The following is a 22,750-nucleotide window of genomic DNA, read 5'->3' on the forward strand; positions in this document are numbered from 1 at the left end:
ACGGCGCGATCATGACAAGCGAAGTAAGACAGCGCCTACGGCAATACCGGCGGCCGCGACAAGGCGTATTCCGGCAACCTTTTCTTTCAGCAGCAGCCAGGCGAGCAGAGCGCCAAACAGAATGGAGGTTTCACGCAGCGCTGCGACCACCGCCAACGGAGCCTGGGTCATGGCCCACAGCGCCAGACCGTAAGAACCCATAGTGCCAATCCCGCCCAGAATACCTTTCTTCCACTGCTGTACCAGATAGCGCGATGCTTCCCGGCGCCGGGCGATCATCGCCCAGCCCAGCAGACAGGAACCGTTCAGAAAGAAGGTCCACAGCGTATAACCGAGCGCGGTTTCTGATAAGCGTACGCCGGTGCCATCAACCAGCGTGTAACCAGCGATAAAGCAGGCGTTAATGAGCGCCAGTACGATCCCGCGTTGTGAGCTGCTGCGTCCGTTAAATGCCATGCCTAGAATGGCCAGACAGATCGTAGCAATCCCCACCCAGGCAAACACAGACAGGCTATCGCCAAGGAACAAGACGCTGATAATCGCAACCAGCAGCGGTGCTGTCCCACGCATCAGAGGATAGGTCTGACTCATATCCGAAACCTGATAGGTTTTGGCGACCAGGACCGTATACACCACTTGCAACGCGGTTGAGACGGCCAAAAACGGCAGGCTGGCGGCGGAAGGCTGAGGCGCGAAGGGTAAGCAGATCAATGCCATAATCGCCGCGGAGCCGCTGACGCCAATCGCCGAGTACAGTTTATCGTTTCCAGCTTTAACAATGGCATTCCAACTGGCATGCAGCAGCGCGGCAAACAGCAAAATGCAGAAAACAGAAAGCGTCATGGTGGCGTTCTTCCCTGAGAATGTCATAAAAACGTAACATATTGGCGCGAGACAAGCACCAGGGAGAAGGTGAAAGGGGAGCGGAATGTTACCCGCTCCCCTTAGGTGCGACTTGAATCCGAATTACTTAACGTATTTCAGAACGGCATCAAGTAGTTGCAGTGCTGCAACAATGAGTTTGAGGATAAGAATAGCGATATCCACGAGGCTCATACGCTCTCCTTTTGGTACAAGGAGCACGGTGCTGACGTACCTCGCCGCTGCCTGTTGCCAGCACCTTTGTTGACATAACACAGTGTGCTCACACGGGGGTTAAGGCGCTGACGGCACCACCCGTTTCAGCCAGGACTTTGATGCGCCGGTTTACGATGCGGCCCCCGCATAACACATTGCGTACCGAGACATTATAGATAAACACTGTATAAATTAACAGTATTTTGTGGACATTGTGCCATTCATGTTCCATACTCAAAACCATCAAAATTCGTGCCGAAATTGCGTGTTCTTCGCAGAACGCGTATACTTTTTCCGTTGACATAACACAGTGTGTTCGGCGGCTACCAACCGCACAGCGCTGAAAAAAACCTCGCTCCGGCGGGGTTTTTTGTTTTCCGACTCTGCACAGCGAAATGTGATCGTTGACGCATTTTTATGCAGATGAAAATTTTTCCATTGTCACGCTGAAAAACCTGTGTTTGTATAAATCCAGTTAATCAACAAACAGACAGGTCCCTAATGAACCCTTCCATGCTGACTGCGACCCTACTAAAAACTGCGCCATCTCGCGCAGCGGTCGTCGTGCGTGTGGTGGTGGTCGTCGGCAATGCGCCGTAGGGTCCGGATCAACACACGATTCCAAAACCCCGCCGGCGCAAACCGGGCGGGGTTTTTCGTTTAAGAGACCTGCCCGAAGCAAAGGCCCAGAATAAAAGGACTGGAGCATGGCAAGTTCGGGCATAACATCCAAGCGTACGCGTTTTACGGGCGCAGAATTCATCGTTCATTTCATGGAACGCCAGGGGATTCAGGTGGTCACCGGTATTCCTGGCGGATCGATTCTTCCCGTCTATGACGCTTTAAGCCAAAGCACGCAAATCCGTCATATCCTGGCGCGCCACGAGCAGGGCGCGGGGTTTATCGCGCAGGGGATGGCGAGAACCGATGGTAAACCCGCCGTCTGTATGGCCTGTAGCGGACCGGGCGCGACCAACCTGGTGACCGCCATTGCCGACGCGCGGCTGGATTCCATCCCGCTGGTGTGTATCACCGGGCAGGTTCCGGCCTCAATGATCGGGACCGACGCCTTCCAGGAAGTCGACACCTACGGCATCTCTATCCCCATCACCAAGCACAACTATCTGGTCCGCCATATCAGTGAATTACCGCAGGTCATGAGCGATGCGTTCCGCATTGCGCAGTCCGGCCGTCCGGGCCCGGTGTGGATAGACATTCCTAAGGATATTCAAACCGCCGTTTTTGAGATTGAAGAGATGCCGGAGCCCGCGCAGAAAATGGCGGCACCGGCGTTCAGCCAGGACAGCATTCGCGATGCCGCAGCTATGATTAACGCCGCACAGCGTCCGGTGCTGTATCTCGGCGGCGGCGTGATTAACGCGCCTGAGCGGGTTCGTGAACTGGCAGAAAAAGCCATGCTGCCCACCACCATGACCTTAATGGCGCTCGGTATGTTGCCGAAAGCGCATCCGCTGTCGTTAGGCATGCTGGGTATGCACGGCGCGCGCAGCACTAATTTTATTCTGCAAGAAGCGGACTTATTGATTGTTCTGGGCGCACGTTTTGATGACCGGGCGATTGGTAAAACCGAGCAGTTCTGTCCGAACGCCAAAATCATCCACGTGGACATCGACCGCGCGGAGCTGGGTAAAATCAAACAGCCGCATGTGGCGATTCAGGCGGATGTCGATGAGGTTCTGGCGCAACTGATCCCATTAATTGACGCGCAGCCGCGAGAGTCGTGGCATCAAATGGTGGCCGATTTACAACGCGAATTCCCCTGCAGCATTCCGCAGGAAAGCGACCCGCTCAGCCACTATGGGCTGATCAACGCCGTAGCGGCCTGCGTGGATGACAATGCCATTATCACCACCGACGTAGGCCAGCATCAGATGTGGGCCGCACAGGCTTACCCGCTGAACCGTCCTCGTCAGTGGCTGACCTCCGGCGGTCTGGGAACCATGGGCTTTGGCCTGCCGGCGGCAATTGGCGCAGCGCTGGTCAACCCGGACAAAAAGGTGCTGTGCTTCTCCGGCGACGGTAGCCTGATGATGAATATTCAGGAAATGGCAACGGCCAGCGAAAATCAGCTGGATATTAAAATCATCCTGATGAATAACGAAGCGTTGGGTCTGGTGTATCAGCAGCAGAGTTTGTTCTATAAGCAGGGCGTTTTTGCGGCGACATATCCGGGGATGATTAACTTTATGCAGATAGCCGCCGGGTTTGGCCTCGAAACCTGCGATTTGAATAACGAAGCGGATCCACAGGCAGCGTTGCAGGAGATTATTAATCGCCCTGGACCTGCGCTGATCCACGTGCGCATCGATGCCGAAGAAAAAGTGTACCCGATGGTGCCGCCGGGTGCGGCAAACACAGAAATGGTGGGGGAATAAGCCATGCAACAGCAGACTCATGACAACGTAATCCTGGAACTCACCGTACGCAACCATCCGGGCGTAATGACCCACGTCTGCGGGCTGTTTGCCCGCCGCGCGTTCAACGTGGAAGGCATTCTCTGTCTACCGATTCAGGACAGCGACAAGAGCCGCATCTGGCTACTGGTCAACGACGATCAGCGTCTTGAGCAGATGATAAGCCAGATCGACAAGCTGGAAGATGTGGTGAAAGTGGCCCGCAACCAGTCCGACCCGTCGATGTTTAACAAAATCACGGTTTTCTTTGAGTGAGTTAGTCGCCGTCTGAATCCGGGGTGATGACTTTGACAGAGCCGTTCCGGCAGTGGGTTGCGTAATCTGCCGGCAACGGGCGATCGCTTATCAGTACGTCAAAAGTGGAAAGCGGACCAATGCTGGCGGGAGCAACCTCATCAAACAGGGCGTGGCGGGTTAGCAGAATTTTGCGCAATCCGCGTTCCATCGCTTTGCGTTTGGTGGCCAGATCGTCCGGATTGAACCAGCTAACGCCGAAATGCTCATGGACTCCGCTGGCAGAGATAAACACTTTTCGTGGGTTGAGCGCATCCAGCGGAGAGGGATTGCTGGTGTCGTAAAAGGCATCACTTTTCGCCCGATAGGTGCCCCCGCAAAGAATCACCGTGGCGTTGGGTTTTTCATTTAGCGCCACGAATACCCGGTGTGAGTAGCAAATTCCGGTAAAGGTAATATCGTCCGGGATCATGCTGACGACTAATGGCATTTCCGCACCATTATCAAAAAAGACCAGATCGTTTTCACTGACCAGTCCCGCGGCCAGAATGGCAACCGGTAAATCGTCGCGATGATACTGCTTTTGCACGGGGAGCGGAGCGTTAACGAGGGTGGCGGGCTTGTTCACCATCACGATGTAACCACCGAGTAGCGTAAGCGGCAATGGTTCGTCATCCTGGCTGAGATCCCGACGGATGGTCATCACGGAAACCTCCAGCATGCGCGCCGCCTCTTTCAGATGGATTCTGTCGGTCTTCTTCAACAATTCCATCAGACGTCGAATACGTTCTTTTTGCTTGGTTTCCATGCACACTCTCCACGAATCATGTTTTCATGTTCCTTCAGTAACATTTATGTGTTTCTGGGAACATGACATTGCTGCATTACTATACGTCTGACCATTGGGAAATAAAAGCGTGTTTTTACACGTTTTATTGATTATAAGCAGCGAGTTTTCAGTCAATTGTAAGCAAGTTAATCATTTTGAGTGTGATAGAGACGCAACATTTAGCATAATAAATAAACAATAAAATGATCCTCCAATCGCGATCCTAGTCACAAATGATACGGAAGTAACATGATAATGTTATTTTAATATCATTGTTGTGTGATTGTTTCTGAGAGGTAGTAAAATGGATATCGCGGTTATTGGCTCCAACATGGTGGATCTCATCACCTACATCAACCAGATGCCCAAAGAAGGGGAAACGCTGGAAGCACCCGCCTTTAAAATTGGTTGTGGCGGTAAAGGGGCAAATCAGGCCGTTGCGGCTGCTAAGCTCAACTCCAAAGTGCTGATGCTGACGAAAGTCGGTGATGATATTTTTGCGGATAACACCATTCGTAATCTCGAATCCTGGGGGATTAATACGACCTATGTCGAAAAGGTACCCTGCACCAGCAGCGGCGTTGCACCGATCTTTGTTAATGCAAACTCCAGCAACAGCATTCTGATTATTAAAGGTGCCAACAAGTTTCTCTCCCCGGAAGATATCGATCGCGCGGCGGAAGATCTGAAAAAGTGTCAACTTATTGTCCTGCAGCTGGAAGTACAGTTGGAAACGGTTTATCACGCGATTGAATTCGGTAAAAAACACGGTATTGAAGTGTTATTAAATCCCGCCCCTGCATTACGGGAATTAGATATGTCTTATGCCTGTAAATGCGATTTCTTCGTGCCAAATGAAACCGAGCTCGAAATATTAACCGGTATGCCGGTGGATACCTATGACCATATTCGCGCCGCGGCACGTTCTTTGGTCGATAAAGGTCTGAACAATATTATCGTCACCATGGGGGAGAAAGGCGCTCTGTGGATGACGCGTGACCAGGAAGTCCATGTCCCGGCGTTTAAAGTGAACGCTGTCGATACCAGTGGCGCAGGTGACGCTTTCATCGGTTGTTTTGCCCACTATTACGTTCAAAGCGGTGATGTCGAAGCCGCCATGAAAAAAGCCGCTCTCTTCGCTGCATTCAGCGTTACCGGGAAAGGCACTCAATCATCTTATCCAAGCATCGAACAATTTAATGAGTTTCTTACCTTAAACGAATAATACTCCTGCATTGTAAAAGGTAGCACTATGAACGATAAAAACATCATTCAGATGCCCGACGGCTATCTGAATAAGACGCCTCTGTTCCAGTTTATTTTGTTATCCTGTTTATTCCCTTTATGGGGATGCGCAGCCGCATTAAATGATATTCTGATTACGCAATTCAAAAGCGTATTTTCACTCAGCAACTTTGCTTCGGCATTAGTTCAGAGTGCCTTTTATGGCGGTTATTTTTTAATTGCGATTCCGGCATCTTTGGTGATTAAAAAGACCAGTTATAAAATCGCCATCTTAATGGGACTGACCCTTTATATTGTTGGCTGTACGCTCTTTTTCCCGGCATCGCACATGGCCACCTACACCATGTTCCTCGCGGCAATTTTTGCGATTGCGATTGGCCTGAGCTTCCTGGAAACTGCAGCCAACACCTACAGCTCCATGATTGGCCCAAAAGCGTATGCCACCCTGCGCCTGAACATCAGCCAGACCTTTTACCCCATTGGCGCAGCCGCCGGTATTCTGCTGGGTAAATATCTGGTCTTCTCTGAAGGCGAGAGTCTGGAAAAACAGATGGCTGGGATGAACGCGGAGCAGATCCACAACTTTAAAGTGTTGATGCTGGAAAATACCCTTGAGCCTTACAAGTACATGATTATGGTGCTGGTTGTGGTGATGGTGTTGTTCCTGCTGACCCGCTTCCCGACCTGTAAAGTCGCGCAAACGGCGAGTCATAAACGTCCGTCAGCGATGGATACGCTGCGTTATCTGGCCAGCAATGCCCGTTTCCGCCGTGGGATTGTGGCGCAGTTCCTGTACGTGGGGATGCAGGTCGCGGTGTGGTCATTTACCATCCGTCTGGCGCTGGAATTGGGTGATATCAACGAGCGCGACGCCTCAACCTTCATGGTCTATAGCTTTGCCTGCTTCTTTATCGGCAAGTTTATCGCCAACATATTGATGACACGCTTCAATCCGGAAAAAGTGCTGATCCTCTACTCCATCATTGGCGCACTGTTTCTGGTCTATGTTGCGCTGGCGCCAAGCTTCAGCGCCGTGTACGTTGCCGTACTGGTGAGCGTCCTGTTTGGACCCTGCTGGGCGACAATCTATGCCGGTACGCTGGATACCGTGGATAACGAACATACTGAAATGGCGGGAGCAGTCATTGTCATGGCGATTGTTGGTGCAGCGGTGGTTCCGGCAATTCAGGGCTATGTGGCCGATATGTTCCACTCGCTACAACTCTCGTTCCTGGTCTCCATGTTGTGCTTCGTGTACGTCGGTATCTACTTCTGGCGTGAAAGCAAAGTGCGCAATAACCTGGCTGAAGCGACTGTTTCCTGAGGAGAGCGATCATGACAACACGTATCATGCTGTGGCGGGAACTCTTTGCAGAGCATCCGCGAATCTTACTGAAGAATAGCGACTTCACGGTTACCGCATTTCGTTACGCCAGCGGTGTGGAAGGGCTGAAGATAGAAAACAGTCGTGGACATCTGGTTATTCTGCCCTGGATGGGGCAGATGATCTGGGATGCTCAGTTTGACGGGCATGAACTGACCATGCGCAACATGTTCAGTCAGCCAAAACCGGCTGCGGAAGTGGTAGCGACTTACGGCTGCTTTGCTTTCCACTCGGGTATATTGGCTAATGGCTGCCCTTCGCCGGAAGATTCTCACCCGTTGCATGGCGAAATGGCCTGTGCCGCGATGGATGAGGCCTGGCTGGAGCTGGAGGGAGAGAATTTGCGCGTGAGCGGACGCTACGAGTATGTGATGGGGTTCGGTCATCATTATCAGGCGCATCCTGCGGTGGTTATGCGCAAAGCGAGTGCGCTGTTTGATATTCAGATGGCGGTCACCAACCTCGCCTCAGTGGCAATGCCTTTACAGTATATGTGCCATATGAACTATGCCTACGTACCGGAAGCGACCTTCAGCCAGAATATCCCGGATGAAGCCATGAAGTTGCGTGAGTCGGTACCCGCGCATGTTAAACCTACCGAGCAGTGGCTGGCGTTTAATCAGCGGATCATCCAGGGCGAGGCCTCGCTGGGGCGCCTCAACGAGCCCGATTTTTACGATCCGGAAATCGTTTTCTTCGCTGACCAACTGGACCGATACACGGACAAGCCTGAATTTCGCATGATCGCACCTGATGGCACCACGTTCGTGACGCGTTTCTTCAGCGCGGAGCTGAATTATGTCACCCGTTGGATCCTCTATAACGGCGATCAACAGGTGGCAGCCTTCGCCCTACCTGCGACCTGTCGCCCTGAAGGCTTCCTGGCGGCACAGCGAAAAGGCACGTTGATTCAGCTAGAACCGCAGCACACCCGCACATTTACCGTCACAACTGGCATCGCCTGATCGCTCAAGGCTTAAACAGCAGCGCGTCGGTACACAAAATCCTTCAAGCTGCATAAGGCGGCAAGTCTGCTCACCTCAGAAGCTTACTCAAGTCAGTGACTGGGGTGAGCAGACCAAGCCAACGCAGAGGCTGCTTGAAGGATAAAGTGTATATCGTTAAGGTAAGCACGTTTTTTATCCCCCAGGACAGAACCCATGATCACCGTTGCCCTTATTGACGACCACACTATCGTCCGCTCCGGCTTTGCCCAGTTGCTGGGGCTGGAACCTGATTTGCAGGTTGTGGCTGAGTTCGGCTCAGGCAGTGAGGCGCTGGTGGGATTACCGGGACGTGGCGTGCAGGTATGTATCTGTGATATCTCGATGCCTGATATCTCCGGTCTTGAACTGTTAAGCCAGTTGCCAAAAGGGATGGCGATTATCATGCTCTCCGTCCACGACAGCCCGGCGCTGGTGGAGCAGGCGCTCAACGCGGGCGCGCGTGGTTTCCTTTCTAAACGCTGTAGCCCTGATGAGCTGATCGCGGCGGTGCATACCGTGGCGACCGGCGGCTGCTATTTGACGCCGGATATCGCCGTCAAACTGGCGGCTGGTCGTCAGGATCCGTTGACCAAACGCGAACGTCAGGTGGCGGAGAAACTGGCGCAAGGCATGGCGGTCAAAGAGATTGCCGCCGAACTGGGCCTGTCGCCGAAAACGGTGCACGTGCATCGCGCTAACCTGATGGAAAAACTGGGCGTTAGCAACGATGTCGAACTGGCCCGCCGGATGTTTGACGGCTGGCAATGAACACGCTCTGTTCCCGGTTAATCACCGTTGTTGCCTGCTTCTTTATCTTCTCTGCCGCGTGGTTCTGCTTGTGGAGTATCAGCCTGCACCTGGTTGAGCGCCCGGAGCTGGCGGTACTGCTGTTTCCGTTTGGCCTGCGTCTGGGGCTGATGCTGCAATGTCCACGCGGCTACTGGCCGGTGCTGCTGGGTGCGGAATGGCTGCTTCTTTTCTGGCTGGCGCAGGAAGTGGCGCTGGCTCACTTGCCACTTTTGATGATCGGGAGCTTCCTCACGTTACTCCCGGTGATGCTGATTTCACGCTACCGCCATCAGCGCGACTGGCGCACGCTGCTGTTGCAGGGCGCGGCGCTGACGGCGGCGGCGTTGCTGCAATCGCTGCCCTGGCTTGGGCAAGGCGAAGAGGCGTGGAATGCCCTACTGCTGACGCTCACTGGTGGATTAACGCTGGCTCCGATCTGTCTGGTTTTCTGGCACTATCTTACCAGCACCACCTGGTTGCCGCTGGGCCCGGCGGTGGTGTCTCAGCCGGTGAACTGGCGCGGACGGCATCTGGTCTGGTATCTGCTGCTGTTTAGCGTCAGCCTGTGGTTGCAGCTTGGCCTGCCCGATGAACTGTCACGCTTCACGCCGTTTTGCCTCGCGCTGCCGATCATTGCGCTCGCCTGGCACTACGGCTGGCAGGGGGCGCTGATTGCCACGTTAATGAACGCCATTGCGCTGATTGCCAGCCAGACCTGGCACGATCATCCCGTCGACCTGTTGCTCTCCCTGCTGGTGCAAAGCCTGACCGGGCTGCTGCTCGGCGCGGGGATCCAGCGTCTGCGCGAGCTTAACCAGTCGCTGCAAAACGAATTAGCGCGCAACCACCGTCTGGCGGAACGCCTGCTGGAGACCGAAGAGAGCGTGCGCCGGGATGTGGCGCGCGAACTGCACGATGATATCGGTCAGACCATCACCGCCATTCGCACCCAGGCGGGCATTGTCCAGCGGCTGGCGCCGGAAAACGCAGGGGTGAAGCGCAGCGGGGCGCATATCGAACAACTTTCTCTTGGCGTGTACGATTCGGTGCGTCGTCTGTTGGGTCGTCTGCGTCCGCGCCAGTTGGATGATCTCACGCTGGAACAAGCGATCCGCTCATTGATGCGTGAAATGGAGCTGGAAAGCCGTGGCATCGTCAGCCACCTTGACTGGCGAATTGACGAATTTGCACTCAGCGAAAGTCAGCGGGTGACGCTGTTTCGCGTCTGTCAGGAAGGGCTGAACAACATCGTTAAGCACGCCAACGCCAGCGCGGTGACGCTTCAGGGCTGGCAGCAGGATGAACGGCTGATGCTGGTGATTGAGGACGACGGCAGCGGCCTGCCGCCGGGGTCGAATCAGCAGGGATTTGGCCTCACCGGGATGCGTGAACGTATTACCGCCCTCGGGGGATCGCTCTCGATTTCCTGTACGCACGGCACGCGGGTCAGCGTGTCGTTACCCCAGCGTTATGTGTAAGGAGCGGTCATGTTTTCGTTTTTAAAATCCCCAGTCAGCGCGCCGCTCATCACCGATAAGCGTGAAGTGGATGCCCTCTACCGCTACTGGCGGCGGCATATTCTGACCACTATCTGGCTCGGCTACGCGCTGTTCTATTTCACACGCAAGAGCTTCAACGCCGCCGTACCGGATATCCTCACCAGCGGCGTGCTGACCCGCAGCGACATTGGTCTGCTGGCGACGCTGTTTTACATCACCTACGGCCTGTCGAAGTTTGTTTCCGGTATCGTCAGTGACCGTTCCAACGCCCGTTATTTTATGGGGTTTGGGCTTATCGCCACCGGCGTGGTGAACATTCTGTTTGGCTTCTCCACCTCGCTCTGGGCTTTTGCGGTGCTCTGGGCGCTGAACGCCTTTTTCCAGGGCTGGGGATCGCCGGTCTGCGCGCGTTTATTGACCGCGTGGTATTCGCGTACCGAACGCGGAGGCTGGTGGGCGCTGTGGAATACTGCGCACAATGTTGGCGGGGCGCTAATCCCTATCGTGATGGCGGCGACGGCGCTGCACTACGGCTGGCGTGCCGGGATGATGATCGCCGGGCTGTTGGCGATTGTGGTGGGGATTTTTCTCTGCTGGCGGCTGCGCGACAGGCCGCAGGCGATTGGTCTGCCGCCGATTGGCGACTGGCGCCATGATGAGCTGGAAATCGCCCAGCAGCAGGAAGGCGCAGGGCTGAGCCGTAAAGAGATCCTCACCCGCTATGTATTGCTGAATCCCTATATCTGGCTGCTGTCGCTGTGTTACGTGCTGGTGTACGTCGTCCGCGCCGCCATCAACGACTGGGGCAATCTGTATATGTCGGAGACGCTCGGCGTGGATCTGGTGACCGCCAATACCGCCGTGACCATGTTCGAATTGGGCGGATTTATCGGCGCGCTGGTCGCAGGCTGGGGCTCGGACAAACTGTTTAACGGCAACCGCGGTCCAATGAACCTGATTTTCGCTGCCGGAATTTTGCTCTCCGTGGGCTCGTTGTGGCTGATGCCGTTCGCCAGTTACGTGATGCAGGCGGCGTGCTTCTTCACCACCGGATTCTTCGTCTTCGGCCCGCAAATGCTGATCGGCATGGCGGCGGCGGAGTGCTCGCACAAAGAGGCAGCGGGCGCGGCAACCGGATTTGTCGGGCTGTTTGCCTATCTGGGGGCATCGCTTTCCGGCTGGCCGCTGGCGAAGGTGATGGAGGTCTGGCACTGGACCGGATTCTTTGTGGTGATCGCCATTGCGGCGGGGATTTCCGCGCTGCTGCTGCTGCCGTTTTTGAACGCCCAGGCTCCACGCGAACTCAACGAAGCGTGATGCACCTCACCTTTTTGCCCCGAGTAGGGTAAAACTAAGAAATTTTCCCGGTTTCACCTGGACGCTGTCTCAGGCGCGTCTCCCGGCTGATTTTTACAATGCCTGCCATTCGCAGGTATAAAAATTAGCTCGGGAGTGTCAAATGCTGGCCTTTCTAAACCAGGTACGCAAGCCGACCCTGGATCTGCCGCTCGATGTGCGGCGCAAAATGTGGTTCAAACCGTTCATGCAGTCCTATCTGGTGGTCTTTATTGGCTACCTGACCATGTATCTGATCCGCAAAAACTTCAACATCGCGCAGAATGACATGATCTCCACCTACGGGCTGAGCATGACGCAGCTGGGAATGATTGGCCTGGGCTTCTCCATCACCTACGGCGTGGGTAAAACGCTGGTTTCCTACTACGCAGACGGCAAAAATACCAAGCAGTTCCTGCCGTTTATGCTGATCCTCTCCGCCATCTGTATGCTCGGCTTCAGCGCCAGCATGGGGGCGGGTTCAACCAGCCTGTTCCTGATGATCGCCTTCTACGCGCTGAGCGGTTTTTTCCAGAGTACCGGTGGTTCGTGTAGCTATTCCACCATCACCAAATGGACGCCGCGTCGCAAGCGGGGTTCTTACCTCGGCATGTGGAATATCTCCCATAACCTCGGTGGTGCGGGTGCGGCTGGCGTGGCGCTGTTTGGCGCCAACTATCTGTTCGACGGTCACGTCATTGGTATGTTTATCTTCCCGTCGATTATCGCCCTGATTGTCGGCTTTATCGGCCTGCGCTACGGCAGCGACTCCCCGGAGTCTTATGGCCTCGGTAAAGCTGAAGAGCTGTTCGGCGAGGAGATAAGTGAAGAGGACAAAGAGACTGAAGAAAATGAGATGACCAAATGGCAGATCTTTGTTGAGTACGTGCTGAAAAACAAAGTGATCTGGCTGCTGTGCTTCTCCAACATTTTCCTGTACGTGGTGCGCATCGGTATCGACCAGTGGTCCACTGTCTATGCTTTCCAGGAGCTGAAGCTCTCCAAAGAGGTGGCGATTCAGGGCTTTACCCTGTTTGAAGTGGGCGCGTTGGTCGGCACGTTACTGTGGGGTTGGCTCTCTGACCTGGCTAACGGTCGTCGTGCGCTGGTAGCCTGCGTGGCGCTGGCGTTGATTATCGCGACCCTGGGCGTTTATCAGCACGCCAGCAACCAGTATGTCTATCTGGCTTCGCTGTTTGCGCTGGGCTTCCTGGTGTTTGGTCCTCAGCTGTTAATCGGCGTTGCAGCCGTCGGATTCGTACCGAAAAAAGCGATCGGCGCAGCCGATGGGATTAAAGGCACCTTCGCATATCTGATTGGTGACAGCTTCGCCAAGCTGGGTCTGGGGATGATTGCCGACGGCACGCCGATTTTCGGTCTGACCGGCTGGGCGGGCACGTTCGCCGCGCTGGATACCGCCGCCATCGGTTGTATCTGCCTGATGGCCATCGTGGCCGTGTTTGAAGAACGTAAAATTCGCCGCGAGAAAAAAATTCAACAATTGAAAGTCGCTTAAGTTAAGTGTGCATTGGTAACTTTTGCCCGCCTGGATGGCGGGCTTTTTTATGTCGCGGATCCATCCTGAATCGTGTTGATACGTTCAGTCGTCGACAGAGAGGAATTTGCCGTTATGATGGGCATCCTGTCTGGTAATGGATGTGCGCATGATTTGGATAATGCTGGCCACATTGGTCGTTGTTTTTGTAGTGGGTTTTCGGGTGTTGACGTCCGGATCTCGACGGGCAATTCGCCGTCTGAGCGAGCGACTGAATATTGATGTTGTGCCGGTAGAGTCGATGATCGATCAGATGGGAAAAGTACAGGGTGAGGCTTTTTTACAGTATCTCCACCGTCCAGATGAATCACATCTGCAAAATGCTGCCCAGGTGTTGTTGATCTGGCAAATCGTTATTGTCGACGGCAGTGAGTCGAATCTGCTGCAATGGCACCGTTGGCTGCAAAAAGCCCGATTGGCCACGCTGATTACTGACGCACAGGTGCGTCTGGCGCTCGGTTTTCTGCGCGAGATAGAGCCGGATATGCAGGAGTTTAATGCGTTTCAGATGCGCTATAACGCCTTTTTCCAGCCCGAAGATGGCGTGCACTGGCTGCACTGACAGTCATGCCTGTTGGCGAATTAATTGTGCAAATATAAATTGATTTAATAGCTAATGGGCTATAATTTACCTATAGCTTATTAGCTATGAGGGATCGTTGATGTGGGAAGTGGAAACAACGGATGTTTTCGATAAATGGTTTGACGTACAGACCGAGGCGCTCAAGGAAGATATGCTCGCAGCGATGATGATTTTATCCGAGTATGGTCCTCAGTTAGGCAGGCCGTTTGCTGATACGGTAAATGCTTCTGCTTTTTCAAATATGAAAGAGTTGCGAGTGCAGCATCAGGGCAACCCGATTCGGGCGTTCTTCGTGTTTGATCCTTCTCGCCATGGCATCGTGTTATGCGCAGGCGATAAAACAGGGTTAAACGAGAAGAAATTCTATAAAGAGATGATCAGGCTTGCTGACGCTGAGTACCGAAATCACCTTAATAAGTAAGGAAAATTATGGCGACGCTTAAAGAATTGATGGCGAAACAAAGCCCGGAAAGCCAGGAGCGCATTGCTGAAAAAGTAGAAGTGCTACGTCAGGTGATTGCGTTAAATATGTTACGGGAAGAACTGAATCTCTCTCAGGCGGAACTTGCCTCGGCAATGGGCGTTAAGCAGCCAACAATCGCAAAAATGGAACAGGCGGATAACGATCCTCGTCTGTCGACGCTTAAGCGTTATGTCACAGCGTTAGGTGGCGAACTGAGCATTGATGTTAAGTTACCGACAGGTAAAAGAGTCGCGTTTCATCTTTAAAAATCCGTGTGGCCTGGATTTTGTGTAAGATGAAAGTAGTTGCCAAAACGTTAAATGCGTCACAAATTTAGTGTTACACTGCGTAACTTTTCTGCAATAACCCCACGCAGGTAACAAAATGAGTGAAGCTGTTGAACAAAAATCCCGCGCTGAGGCAAATGCCCGACCGAACTGGTCGGCGGTATTCGCTGTGGCGTTCTGCGTTGCCTGCCTGATAACCGTTGAGTTTCTGCCCGTTAGCCTGTTAACGCCGATGGCGCAGGATCTGGGGATTTCTGAAGGTGTTGCCGGACAATCGGTGACTGTGACGGCATTTGTTGCCATGTTCGCCAGCCTGTTTGTGACGCAAATTATCCAGGCGACCGATCGTCGCTACGTGGTGATCGTGTTTTCGGTGCTGCTGACGCTCTCCTGCCTGCTGGTTTCCTTTGCCAACTCTTTTTCACTGCTGCTCATTGGCCGCGCCTGCCTCGGTCTGGCGCTTGGCGGATTCTGGGCGATGTCAGCGTCGCTGACCATGCGTCTGGTTCCCGCCCGTACGGTACCGAAAGCGCTGTCGGTGATTTTTGGTGCGGTCTCTGTCGCGCTGGTGATTGCCGCGCCGCTGGGGAGTTTTTTGGGCGGTATTATCGGCTGGCGCAACGTGTTTAATGCGGCGGCGGTAATGGGCGTGCTGTGCACGATTTGGGTGGTGAGAGCGCTGCCGTCGTTGCCAGGTGAACCTTCGCATCAGAAACAAAATATGTTCAGCCTGCTGCAGCGCCCGGGGGTGATGGCCGGGATGATTGCCATCTTTATGTCCTTTGCCGGACAGTTCGCCTTCTTTACCTATATTCGCCCGATCTATATGAATCTGGCAGGCTTTGAAGTTGATGGCCTGACGTTGGTGCTGCTGAGTTTTGGTATCGCCAGCTTTGTCGGGACGTCGCTCTCCTCGGTGGTCCTGAAGCGCTCGGTCAAACTGGCCTTAGCCGGTGCGCCGCTGGTGCTGGCGCTTAGCGCGCTGGTCCTGATCCTGTGGGGTAGCGACAAAGTTGTGGCGGCAGGTATTGCGATTATCTGGGGCCTGGCGTTTGCGTTGGTTCCGGTCGGCTGGTCGACGTGGATCACCCGATCGCTTGCCGATCAGGCAGAAAAAGCCGGATCCGTCCAGGTCGCCGTGATCCAGCTTGCCAATACCTGCGGGGCAGCGGTGGGAGGCTATGCGCTCGATAACCTCGGACTGCTTTCGCCCCTGATGCTTTCCGGCAGCCTGATGCTGCTGACGGCGCTTCTGGTCACGATGAAGGTCAGAATACAGTGAGATTGTTGCCTGATGGCGCGCAGCTTTCAGGCAACACCGCTATCTGACGGCTGACTCAATCAAAACCCTTGTTTTCGGCGGTATGGGCAAACCATTCGCCGCTTTTCTTCACCGTACGTTTTTGCGTATCTAAATCTAACTGGACAAAACCGTAGCGGTTTTTATATCCGTTGAGCCAGGACCAGTTATCAATAAAGGTCCACATATGGTAGCCAAGACAATTACACCCTTCGCTAATGCCTTTATGTAGCCATTTAAGATGCGCGGAAACAAATTCAATACGGTAGCTGTCGTTGATTTGGTCCTGCTGAATAAAACGTTGCTCATTTTCGACTCCCATGCCGTTTTCAGAAATAAAACAGCGCGGGTTGCCGTAGTTATCACGCAGATTAGTAATAATATCGTAAATACCTGGCTCGTAAATTTCCCAGCCACGGTAAGGGTTCATTTTACGCCCCGGCATTTCGTAATAATCAAACAGCCACTCCGGCATAAACGGCGCGTCAGGATTGACGGCAGTATCACGACATTTCACGCGGCGCGGCTGATAATAATTAATACCGAGCAGGTCGATTTTGCCATCGGCGATGAGCTGACTGTCGCCTGGCTGACATGCTGGGAGTTGATCGTACTCTTTTAGCAGCTCTATCAGATCCGCCGGATATTCACCTTTTAGCACCGGGTCAAGGAAGCTGCGGTTAAACAGCAGATCCGCATGGTGCGCAGCTTTTACATCCGCCGGGTGTTGTGAGCGCGGATAAGAGGGCGTTAAATTCAGAATCACACCGATTTCACCGTCATAACTTCCGGCGTGGTACGCGCGCACCGCCGTGGAATGCGCCAGTACGGTGTGATAAGCCACGGTGGCCGCGCGTTTGAAATCCACCACATTAGGGTAATGGAAGTCATACAGATAGCCGCCTTCTACCGGGACAATCGGTTCGTTAAAGGTGAACCAGTGCTTCACCCGATTGCCGAACAAGGTAAAACAGGTTTGTGCGTAGCGACCAAACGCCTCAACCACATCACGGTTTTCCCAGCCACCTTTCTCCTGCATCACCATCGGCATATCGAAGTGAAACAGGGTGATAAATGGCGTAATGCCTTGCGCCAGCAGCTCATCGATGACGTTGTTATAGAAATCAACCGCCTGCGGATTGACGTCGCCAGTACCGTCCGGGATCAGTCGTGACCAACTGATTGAAGTGCGGAAGCTGTTGTGCTTCAGCTGTTTGAGCAGTGCGATGTCCTGTTTCCAGTGCTGATAAAAGGTTGAGGTGTTCGCCGGGCCAACCCCCTGATGGAAACGCCCAGGCTGGCGGTCGAACCACACGTCCCATGTCGTCTGGCTTTTGCCGCCGTTCAGACTATCCCCTTCGGTTTGCAGCGCCGAGCAGGCACTGCCCCACCAAAAGTTTTCGGGAAAACGGTATCGCATTATCTTGCTCCTTGATGTGTTTTATTTCCCTACACAATAGGCGATTTTGCAAAACAGAAACCGGTTACAGCACTCGTTTTTCAATGCGATAGTTACAAATCCGGGCATTCAACTTTGCCCAGCGCTTCCCAGTAGTTGTTCTGATTGTTTCTTTGTATGGCCAGAATGGCTTCGCGGATGTGTTGCTGATTACGCGTATCAGCCATAATCGTTTTTTCCCACACCTCATCCGATGGCGACCCCTGCGGGGTACAAATCTTGCGTAAATCCTTCAATACGGTGTTTTTTTCATGAACGGACTGTAGAGAGCCATAAGCCGAATCGGCCTGCGCCAAACCCGGCAGCATGAAAAGAATGGCAATAAGCGGTAAAACGGCTTGTTTCATGATAATAATCCTTGTTGTCGATGCGCATCATCTCAAGAGTAAGTGTAGACGGCATGCGCCTCACTCATCAGCCTGTGTTAATTTCTAAAAAGAAAATCAGCCAGAAGTTTTAGTTTTTCAGGAGGATAGGATGCAAATACAGATTACAGATACCATTACTGAAGACGATCAAAATGCTCTGCTTGTTGGATTGCGCGCCTACAATCGCCAGTTCCTGAGGACCACCAATTTTGGCGACCTGGCGGTGTACTGGCGCGATGAGCACAATAAAATACTGGGCGGGCTGATCGGTAAAATCAAAGGCGAATGGCTGTGCATTGATTTCCTGTGGATGCATGACTCGCTGCGTAAAGGCGGTTACGGCACAAAGTTGATGCAGGCCGCTGAACAGACGGCGCGTGAGAGAGGATGCCTGCATGCGCTGGTGGACACGATGAGTTTCCAGGCGCTGCCGTTTTATCAGAAAAACGGCTATCAGTTGCAAATGACCCTCGATAACTTTCCAGAAACCGGTTCCGCGCGCCATTATTTGTCGAAAACGTTTTGATGACCGGAAGGACTGCAAAAGGGATGACCTAACGGCACATTCCGACTCATTTTCCTTTTCGCATTATGCTTTTTTATTCTTGCTGATGCTTTTTCGTTTTTTAAACCGCAGCGGCCTTCCCGCTATAGTCATTTCATTACTCATCAGGCGGTTATTGCAAAAGGAAAAAACGTGAAACTGAAGATACCTTATTTCGGGGCTGGGGCGGCGTTATTACTGGCGGGATTATTGCTGGCAGGATGCGATCAGCAGAACAATGATGCAAAGCATATTAAAGTGGGCGTGATTAACGGTGCTGAGCAGGATGTGGCGGAAGTCGCGAAGAAAGTCGCTAAAGAAAAATATGGCCTGGAGGTGGAGTTGGTGGGATTTAGCGGTTCTCTGCTGCCCAACGATGCCACTAATCATGGTGAGCTGGATGCCAACGTCTTCCAGCATCGTCCGTTCCTTGAACAAGATAATAAAGCGCACGGCTATAAGCTGGTAGCGGTGGGCAATACCTTTGTGTTCCCGATGGCGGGTTATTCGAAGAAAATCAAAACCGTTGCTGAACTAAAAGACGGTGCGACGATTGCGATACCTAACGATCCGACCAACCTTGGGCGGGCTCTGTTGCTGCTACAAAAAGAGAAGTTAATCACTCTGAAAGCGGATACCGGCCTGCTGCCAACGGCGCTGGATATTACGGATAATCCGCGACATCTGAAAATTATGGAACTGGAAGGGGCGCAGCTACCGCGCGTGCTGGACGATCAAAAAGTGGATGTGGCGATTATCAGTACCACCTACATCCAGCAAACCGGGCTTTCTCCGGTACATGACAGCGTATTTATCGAAGACAAAAATTCACCGTACGTGAACATTCTGGTGGCGCGAGAAGACAATAAAGATGCCGAGAATGTGAAAGAATTCCTGCAATCTTATCAGTCACCGGAAGTGGCGAAGGCGGCTGAAACTATCTTTAACGGCGGCGCAGTTCCGGGCTGGTAATCGTCACCCGTTGCCGCGCCGGTTGGGGTTAAACCGCTCTGGCGCGGCGACGTGAGTCCATTGAGATCAGCACGACCGATGAGAGGATCAAAAGCGTACCCAGCCAGTCTGGCAGGGTAAAGGTGATGCCTAACAGCAGCAGGGACAGCAACGCACTGCTCAACGGTTCCGCGCAGCTTAAAATGCTCGCTTTCGGTCCGCCAATCATCTGCGCGCCTTTTAGGTACAGGCTAAACGTGAGTGACGTGCCGATGACCACCAGATAGAAAAACGCCAGAATTAAACTGCCATTCACCACGAAATGAGTTCCCTGCCCGGCATAGAACGGCAGTAGGATCATTCCACCGATTAACATACTCCAGCCGACGACCGGCAACGTGCCGTAGCGCGCGATGAGCGTTGAGGGGTAGGTGGTATAGAACGCGGCGGCAAACGCCGAGGCTATTCCCCAAAACAGCGCGGCAGCTGAGATAGATAACGACGTCGGATTACCGTGGGTGACCAGTAAGAAGGTACCGATGAGCGAGGTGAAGATCGCCGTCAGCACTAAAATCCCCGGCCGCGCTTTGCGCACCATGGAGAACCACGCCACGATAATGGTCGGTGACAAAAATTGCAGCACCGTCGCGGTGGCGGCGTTGGATTTTTCGATGGTCAGCAGGAAGGTTAGCTGTACGGTGAGTGCCCCGACCACGGAAAAAATCAGCAGGCTGATGGCGTCCTTGCGGTTTTTGATAATGGAGAATACGTTGTCGCCGTGAACGAAAGAGAGCATCAGCAGAATGAGCCCCGCGAAAATCAGGCGCGTCATGGTCAGAAACTGCGACGACATCTGGCTTTGTTCCATGATGTACTGCGCGCAAACGCCTGAACTTCCCCATAATACGGCGGCAATCAGGACGTTCATCATCCCTCTTCTGGTGGAACTCATCTTTCCCTCTGCATGCTGTTTTGTTTTATTTGTGTGCAGGCATCATAGCAGAGATAGCGAAGCGAGTGAGACATGACGGGCACAGCCCCCCACACCGCAGGGGGCTTCGGCAGTCATCTTACGGCGCAATCGGCGTCAGATAATCCAGTCGTAGCGGTTCGGCCAGCAGCTCGTTCATTTGCAGAATAAACGCCTGGAAATGGGGCAGGGCGATATGCTCGTCCAGACCGGCCTGACCGCGCCAGGATTCACGAACGTAGAAGACATCCGGTGTGTCGCGCAACTGGAACAGGGCATACTCAATATTGCCCGGCTCCTGGCGCGTGGGCAGCAGCAGAGCCTGCAGCGCCTGTTTTAGTGCGTCGATTTTCCCCGGTCTGGCTTTCAGTACCGCAATAATTGAAATCACCTCTGAATCAGACATGTTAAAACCCCTCCAGCACAATCTTGCCCACTGAACGACCGGTTTCAATTTGCGCGTGCGCTTTTTGCAGATTCGCCGCGTTGATTGCGCCAAAATGCTCGCCCAGCGTGGTGCGAATGGTGTTGTCATCGATCAACTGTGCCACGCGGGTTAATAGCTGATGCTGCGCAATGATGTCGTGGGTGGTAAACATCGAACGGGTAAACATAAATTCCCAGTGCAGCGAAATGCTTTTGGCCTTCAGTGGACGTGCATCGAGGGTTTGCGGATCGTCAATCAGCGCCAGTTTGCCCTGCGGCGCCAGGGCGGCAATAATTTGCGGGTAGTGCTGCTCGGTATTGTTCAGACTGGCAACGTGCGTCACCTCTTTAATGCCTATCCGAGCCAGCTCTTCCATCAGCGGCTTGCTGTGGTCAATCACATGATGAGCGCCTGCTTCACGGACCCATTTCTGGCTCTGTGGACGTGAAGCGGTACCGATGACTGTCATTTTGGTCAGCTTACTGGCCAGTTGCGTCAGGATAGAACCGACGCCGCCAGCAGCGCCAACAATCAATAACACATCATTTTCATTGCCATTTTCCTCAACGCCCAGGCGGTCGAACAGCATTTCCCAGGCGGTGATGGCGGTCAGCGGCAGTGCCGCGGCAGAAGCATTGTCCAGCGATTGCGGCTTCAGCGCGGTAATACGTTCATCAACCAGCTGAAATTCACTGTTACTGCCAGCACGACCCAGCGCACCGGCATACCAGACTTCATCGCCAGGAGCGAACAGGGTGACTGCTTCACCCACGGACTTCACTACGCCAACGGCGTCCCAACCCAGCACGCGGGGCACATCAGCGTTAAAACCTTCGCGGACCTTGGTATCTACGGGATTGACGGAAATGGCCTTCACTTCAACCAGTAGATCGTGCCCGGAGGCGACGGGCATGGGCAGGTCAATCTCTTGTAAAAATTCAATGTTACTGCCGTCGGTTGCGGCGCGGGTAATAGCGATGGCTTTCATAATCTCTCCGGTTAATAAACCTTCTATCTGTTGAATAATTCGATGGTAAACCGGTAGCAGAACGGGAAAAATAGCCCTTCGGCGACAGGACTTATACTCGGGGAGTGAAAATGTTCCGGCTTGAAGATCTCACGTTGTTTGTCCGCGCCGCGGCGCTGAATAGTTTTAGCGATGCCGCACGCGAAGTCGGCGTTCAGCCAGCTCAGGTCAGTTCTGCTATTAAGCGCCTGGAATCTACGCTGGCTATCCGCTTGTTCGCCCGCTCCACGCGCAGTCTGCGCCTGACGCCGGAAGGTGAGGTCTGGCTACCCTATGCCCGCCAGATGCTGGACGTGATGCATGCCGGACTGCAAAAAATTCAGACCCCGGAAGATGAAGTTTCAGGCACGCTGCAAATCGCTGTACCTTCCGATCTCGGTCGGAACCTACTGCTGCCGGTCTTTCAGTCGTTTCGACGCCGCTATCCCGCGCTGCGCCTGCGGATTTTTTTCTCCGACCAGGTGACGGATGTCTTTAAAGACCCCGTCGATGTGGCGTTTCGCTATGGCAACACCGAAGACGCATCTTACATTGCGCTGCCTGTCGCACCGGGTAACCGACGCGTGCTGGTGGCATCACCGGAATGGGTTGCGCAAAACGGCGCGCCGCAAACTCCGGATGATTTAACACAGCTCAACGCCATGACCTTCGTCTTACGCGGACGCCTGCACGATCGCTGGACGTTTACGCATAACGGCGAGATTAGCAGTGTGCAGGTTAACGGCACCATTATGAGCGACGATGCTGAAGTAATCCGACGGCTGGCGATTGCCGGAGAAGGCATCGCGTACAAGTCGTGGCTGGATGTCAGCGAGGATGTGCGTGATGGACGATTGCAGCTACTGATGCCTGATTACCTGGGCGAGAAAGCCCCGCTGAATATGATTTGCCCACATCGTAAGCAGCTTTCAACGGCTGTCCGTCTGCTGCATGACGCCGTGAAGGCGCGGTGTGACACGTTGACGCAAAGCTAATAAGCGCTTTGCGCCAGCATGTCATCGTG

General features: G+C 53.6%; 25 protein-coding genes. 17 read left to right on the forward strand and 8 right to left on the reverse strand.

Annotation, left to right across the window (positions count from 1 at the left end; all coding sequences use genetic code 11):
* Positions 1-9: 9 nt before the first annotated feature.
* Together HV345_RS00110 and tisB are read right to left on the reverse strand one after the other, a co-directional pair.
* A complete protein-coding gene (locus HV345_RS00110; protein ID WP_016157806.1) occupies positions 10-843 on the reverse strand; it encodes a DMT family transporter in 834 nt (277 codons plus the stop codon).
* A gap of 123 nt (positions 844-966) precedes the next feature.
* Positions 967-1,056, reverse strand: a complete 90-nt coding sequence (gene tisB, locus HV345_RS00115) for a type I toxin-antitoxin system toxin TisB (protein WP_003023909.1) — start codon at positions 1,054-1,056, stop codon at positions 967-969.
* 522 nt (positions 1,057-1,578) lie between these two features.
* Here tisB and ivbL point away from each other — a divergent pair.
* The 3 genes from ivbL (at position 1,579) to ilvN (ending at position 3,767) form a co-directional block, all read left to right on the forward strand.
* Positions 1,579-1,677: an ilvB operon leader peptide IvbL gene (ivbL, locus tag HV345_RS00120; protein ID WP_003827118.1), complete on the forward strand. Its 99-nt coding sequence runs from the start codon at positions 1,579-1,581 to the stop codon at positions 1,675-1,677.
* Between the two features lie 107 nt (positions 1,678-1,784).
* Positions 1,785-3,473, forward strand: coding sequence for an acetolactate synthase large subunit (gene ilvB, locus HV345_RS00125; protein ID WP_016155049.1), 1,689 nt, complete (start codon positions 1,785-1,787; stop codon positions 3,471-3,473).
* A 3-nt stretch (positions 3,474-3,476) separates the two neighbouring features.
* The gene (gene ilvN, locus HV345_RS00130) at positions 3,477-3,767 is read left to right on the forward strand and encodes an acetolactate synthase small subunit (RefSeq protein WP_003023914.1); all 291 of its coding nucleotides are present in this window, start codon (positions 3,477-3,479) and stop codon (positions 3,765-3,767) included.
* 1 nt (position 3,768) lies between these two features.
* Here ilvN and HV345_RS00135 read toward each other — a convergent pair whose 3' ends face one another.
* The gene (locus tag HV345_RS00135) at positions 3,769-4,554 is read right to left on the reverse strand and encodes a DeoR family transcriptional regulator (RefSeq protein ID WP_016157805.1); all 786 of its coding nucleotides are present in this window, start codon (positions 4,552-4,554) and stop codon (positions 3,769-3,771) included.
* A 325-nt stretch (positions 4,555-4,879) separates the two neighbouring features.
* On the opposite strand from HV345_RS00135, the gene rbsK reads away from it, so the two are divergent.
* The 11 genes from rbsK to nepI all read left to right on the forward strand — a co-directional run bounded on the left by rbsK (position 4,880) and on the right by nepI (position 15,983).
* Positions 4,880-5,800 (forward strand): ribokinase, encoded by a 921-nt coding sequence (gene rbsK / locus HV345_RS00140; RefSeq protein ID WP_003827124.1) that lies wholly within the window; start codon positions 4,880-4,882, stop codon positions 5,798-5,800.
* A 27-nt stretch (positions 5,801-5,827) separates the two neighbouring features.
* Complete coding sequence (gene fucP / locus HV345_RS00145) at positions 5,828-7,144, forward strand: L-fucose:H+ symporter permease (protein WP_003023919.1); 1,317 nt, start codon at positions 5,828-5,830, stop codon at positions 7,142-7,144.
* A gap of 11 nt (positions 7,145-7,155) precedes the next feature.
* The gene (locus HV345_RS00150; protein WP_181636127.1) at positions 7,156-8,169 is read left to right on the forward strand and encodes an aldose 1-epimerase family protein; all 1,014 of its coding nucleotides are present in this window, start codon (positions 7,156-7,158) and stop codon (positions 8,167-8,169) included.
* 195 nt (positions 8,170-8,364) lie between these two features.
* The gene (uhpA, locus tag HV345_RS00155; protein WP_016157803.1) at positions 8,365-8,958 is read left to right on the forward strand and encodes a transcriptional regulator UhpA; all 594 of its coding nucleotides are present in this window, start codon (positions 8,365-8,367) and stop codon (positions 8,956-8,958) included.
* On the forward strand, positions 8,955-10,457 hold the full coding sequence (uhpB, locus tag HV345_RS00160; protein WP_046276192.1) for a signal transduction histidine-protein kinase/phosphatase UhpB: 1,503 nt from the start codon (positions 8,955-8,957) through the stop codon (positions 10,455-10,457). The genes uhpA and uhpB overlap by 4 nt, the downstream gene beginning before the upstream one ends.
* A gap of 9 nt (positions 10,458-10,466) precedes the next feature.
* On the forward strand, positions 10,467-11,795 hold the full coding sequence (locus HV345_RS00165) for an MFS transporter (RefSeq protein ID WP_046276191.1): 1,329 nt from the start codon (positions 10,467-10,469) through the stop codon (positions 11,793-11,795).
* 142 nt (positions 11,796-11,937) lie between these two features.
* A complete protein-coding gene (uhpT, locus tag HV345_RS00170) occupies positions 11,938-13,329 on the forward strand; it encodes a hexose-6-phosphate:phosphate antiporter (protein WP_003023929.1) in 1,392 nt (463 codons plus the stop codon).
* A gap of 148 nt (positions 13,330-13,477) precedes the next feature.
* Positions 13,478-13,930: a DUF1198 family protein gene (locus HV345_RS00175; protein ID WP_181636128.1), complete on the forward strand. Its 453-nt coding sequence runs from the start codon at positions 13,478-13,480 to the stop codon at positions 13,928-13,930.
* 100 nt (positions 13,931-14,030) lie between these two features.
* Complete coding sequence (locus HV345_RS00180; RefSeq protein WP_016157800.1) at positions 14,031-14,372, forward strand: type II toxin-antitoxin system RelE/ParE family toxin; 342 nt, start codon at positions 14,031-14,033, stop codon at positions 14,370-14,372.
* 8 nt (positions 14,373-14,380) lie between these two features.
* The gene (locus HV345_RS00185) at positions 14,381-14,680 is read left to right on the forward strand and encodes a helix-turn-helix domain-containing protein (protein ID WP_016157799.1); all 300 of its coding nucleotides are present in this window, start codon (positions 14,381-14,383) and stop codon (positions 14,678-14,680) included.
* A gap of 118 nt (positions 14,681-14,798) precedes the next feature.
* Entirely contained in the window at positions 14,799-15,983 is a 1,185-nt protein-coding gene (gene nepI, locus HV345_RS00190; RefSeq protein ID WP_016155040.1) for a purine ribonucleoside efflux pump NepI, read from the forward strand.
* 55 nt (positions 15,984-16,038) lie between these two features.
* Here nepI and HV345_RS00195 read toward each other — a convergent pair whose 3' ends face one another.
* Both HV345_RS00195 and HV345_RS00200 read right to left on the reverse strand, forming a co-directional pair.
* On the reverse strand, positions 16,039-17,421 hold the full coding sequence (locus HV345_RS00195; RefSeq protein ID WP_047358473.1) for a glycoside hydrolase family 1 protein: 1,383 nt from the start codon (positions 17,419-17,421) through the stop codon (positions 16,039-16,041).
* Positions 17,422-17,513: 92 nt separating this feature from the next.
* Positions 17,514-17,807, reverse strand: a complete 294-nt coding sequence (locus HV345_RS00200) for a YicS family protein (protein ID WP_019078023.1) — start codon at positions 17,805-17,807, stop codon at positions 17,514-17,516.
* Between the two features lie 130 nt (positions 17,808-17,937).
* Between HV345_RS00200 and HV345_RS00205 the strand changes: the two genes are divergently transcribed.
* Both HV345_RS00205 and nlpA read left to right on the forward strand, forming a co-directional pair.
* Entirely contained in the window at positions 17,938-18,354 is a 417-nt protein-coding gene (locus HV345_RS00205; protein WP_016157796.1) for a GNAT family N-acetyltransferase, read from the forward strand.
* Positions 18,355-18,525: 171 nt separating this feature from the next.
* Positions 18,526-19,344 carry a lipoprotein NlpA gene (gene nlpA / locus HV345_RS00210; protein ID WP_016157795.1) on the forward strand — a complete coding sequence of 273 codons (819 nt, stop codon included), beginning with the start codon at positions 18,526-18,528 and terminating at the stop codon, positions 19,342-19,344.
* 28 nt (positions 19,345-19,372) lie between these two features.
* On the opposite strand, the gene HV345_RS00215 is transcribed toward nlpA, so the two are convergent.
* From HV345_RS00215 to HV345_RS00225, 3 genes are all read right to left on the reverse strand, one after another.
* The gene (locus HV345_RS00215; RefSeq protein ID WP_047415725.1) at positions 19,373-20,275 is read right to left on the reverse strand and encodes a carboxylate/amino acid/amine transporter; all 903 of its coding nucleotides are present in this window, start codon (positions 20,273-20,275) and stop codon (positions 19,373-19,375) included.
* Positions 20,276-20,393: 118 nt separating this feature from the next.
* The gene (locus HV345_RS00220) at positions 20,394-20,699 is read right to left on the reverse strand and encodes a putative quinol monooxygenase (RefSeq protein ID WP_046276186.1); all 306 of its coding nucleotides are present in this window, start codon (positions 20,697-20,699) and stop codon (positions 20,394-20,396) included.
* A gap of 1 nt (position 20,700) precedes the next feature.
* Positions 20,701-21,708: a zinc-binding alcohol dehydrogenase family protein gene (locus tag HV345_RS00225; RefSeq protein ID WP_016155033.1), complete on the reverse strand. Its 1,008-nt coding sequence runs from the start codon at positions 21,706-21,708 to the stop codon at positions 20,701-20,703.
* A gap of 110 nt (positions 21,709-21,818) precedes the next feature.
* Here HV345_RS00225 and HV345_RS00230 point away from each other — a divergent pair, with 110 nt between their 5' ends.
* Positions 21,819-22,721, forward strand: a complete 903-nt coding sequence (locus HV345_RS00230) for a LysR family transcriptional regulator (protein ID WP_181636129.1) — start codon at positions 21,819-21,821, stop codon at positions 22,719-22,721.
* Positions 22,722-22,750: the final 29 nt, after the last annotated feature.

This window comes from Citrobacter sp. RHBSTW-00986 (assembly GCF_013783065.1).
Taxonomy (GTDB): domain Bacteria; phylum Pseudomonadota; class Gammaproteobacteria; order Enterobacterales; family Enterobacteriaceae; genus Citrobacter; species Citrobacter braakii.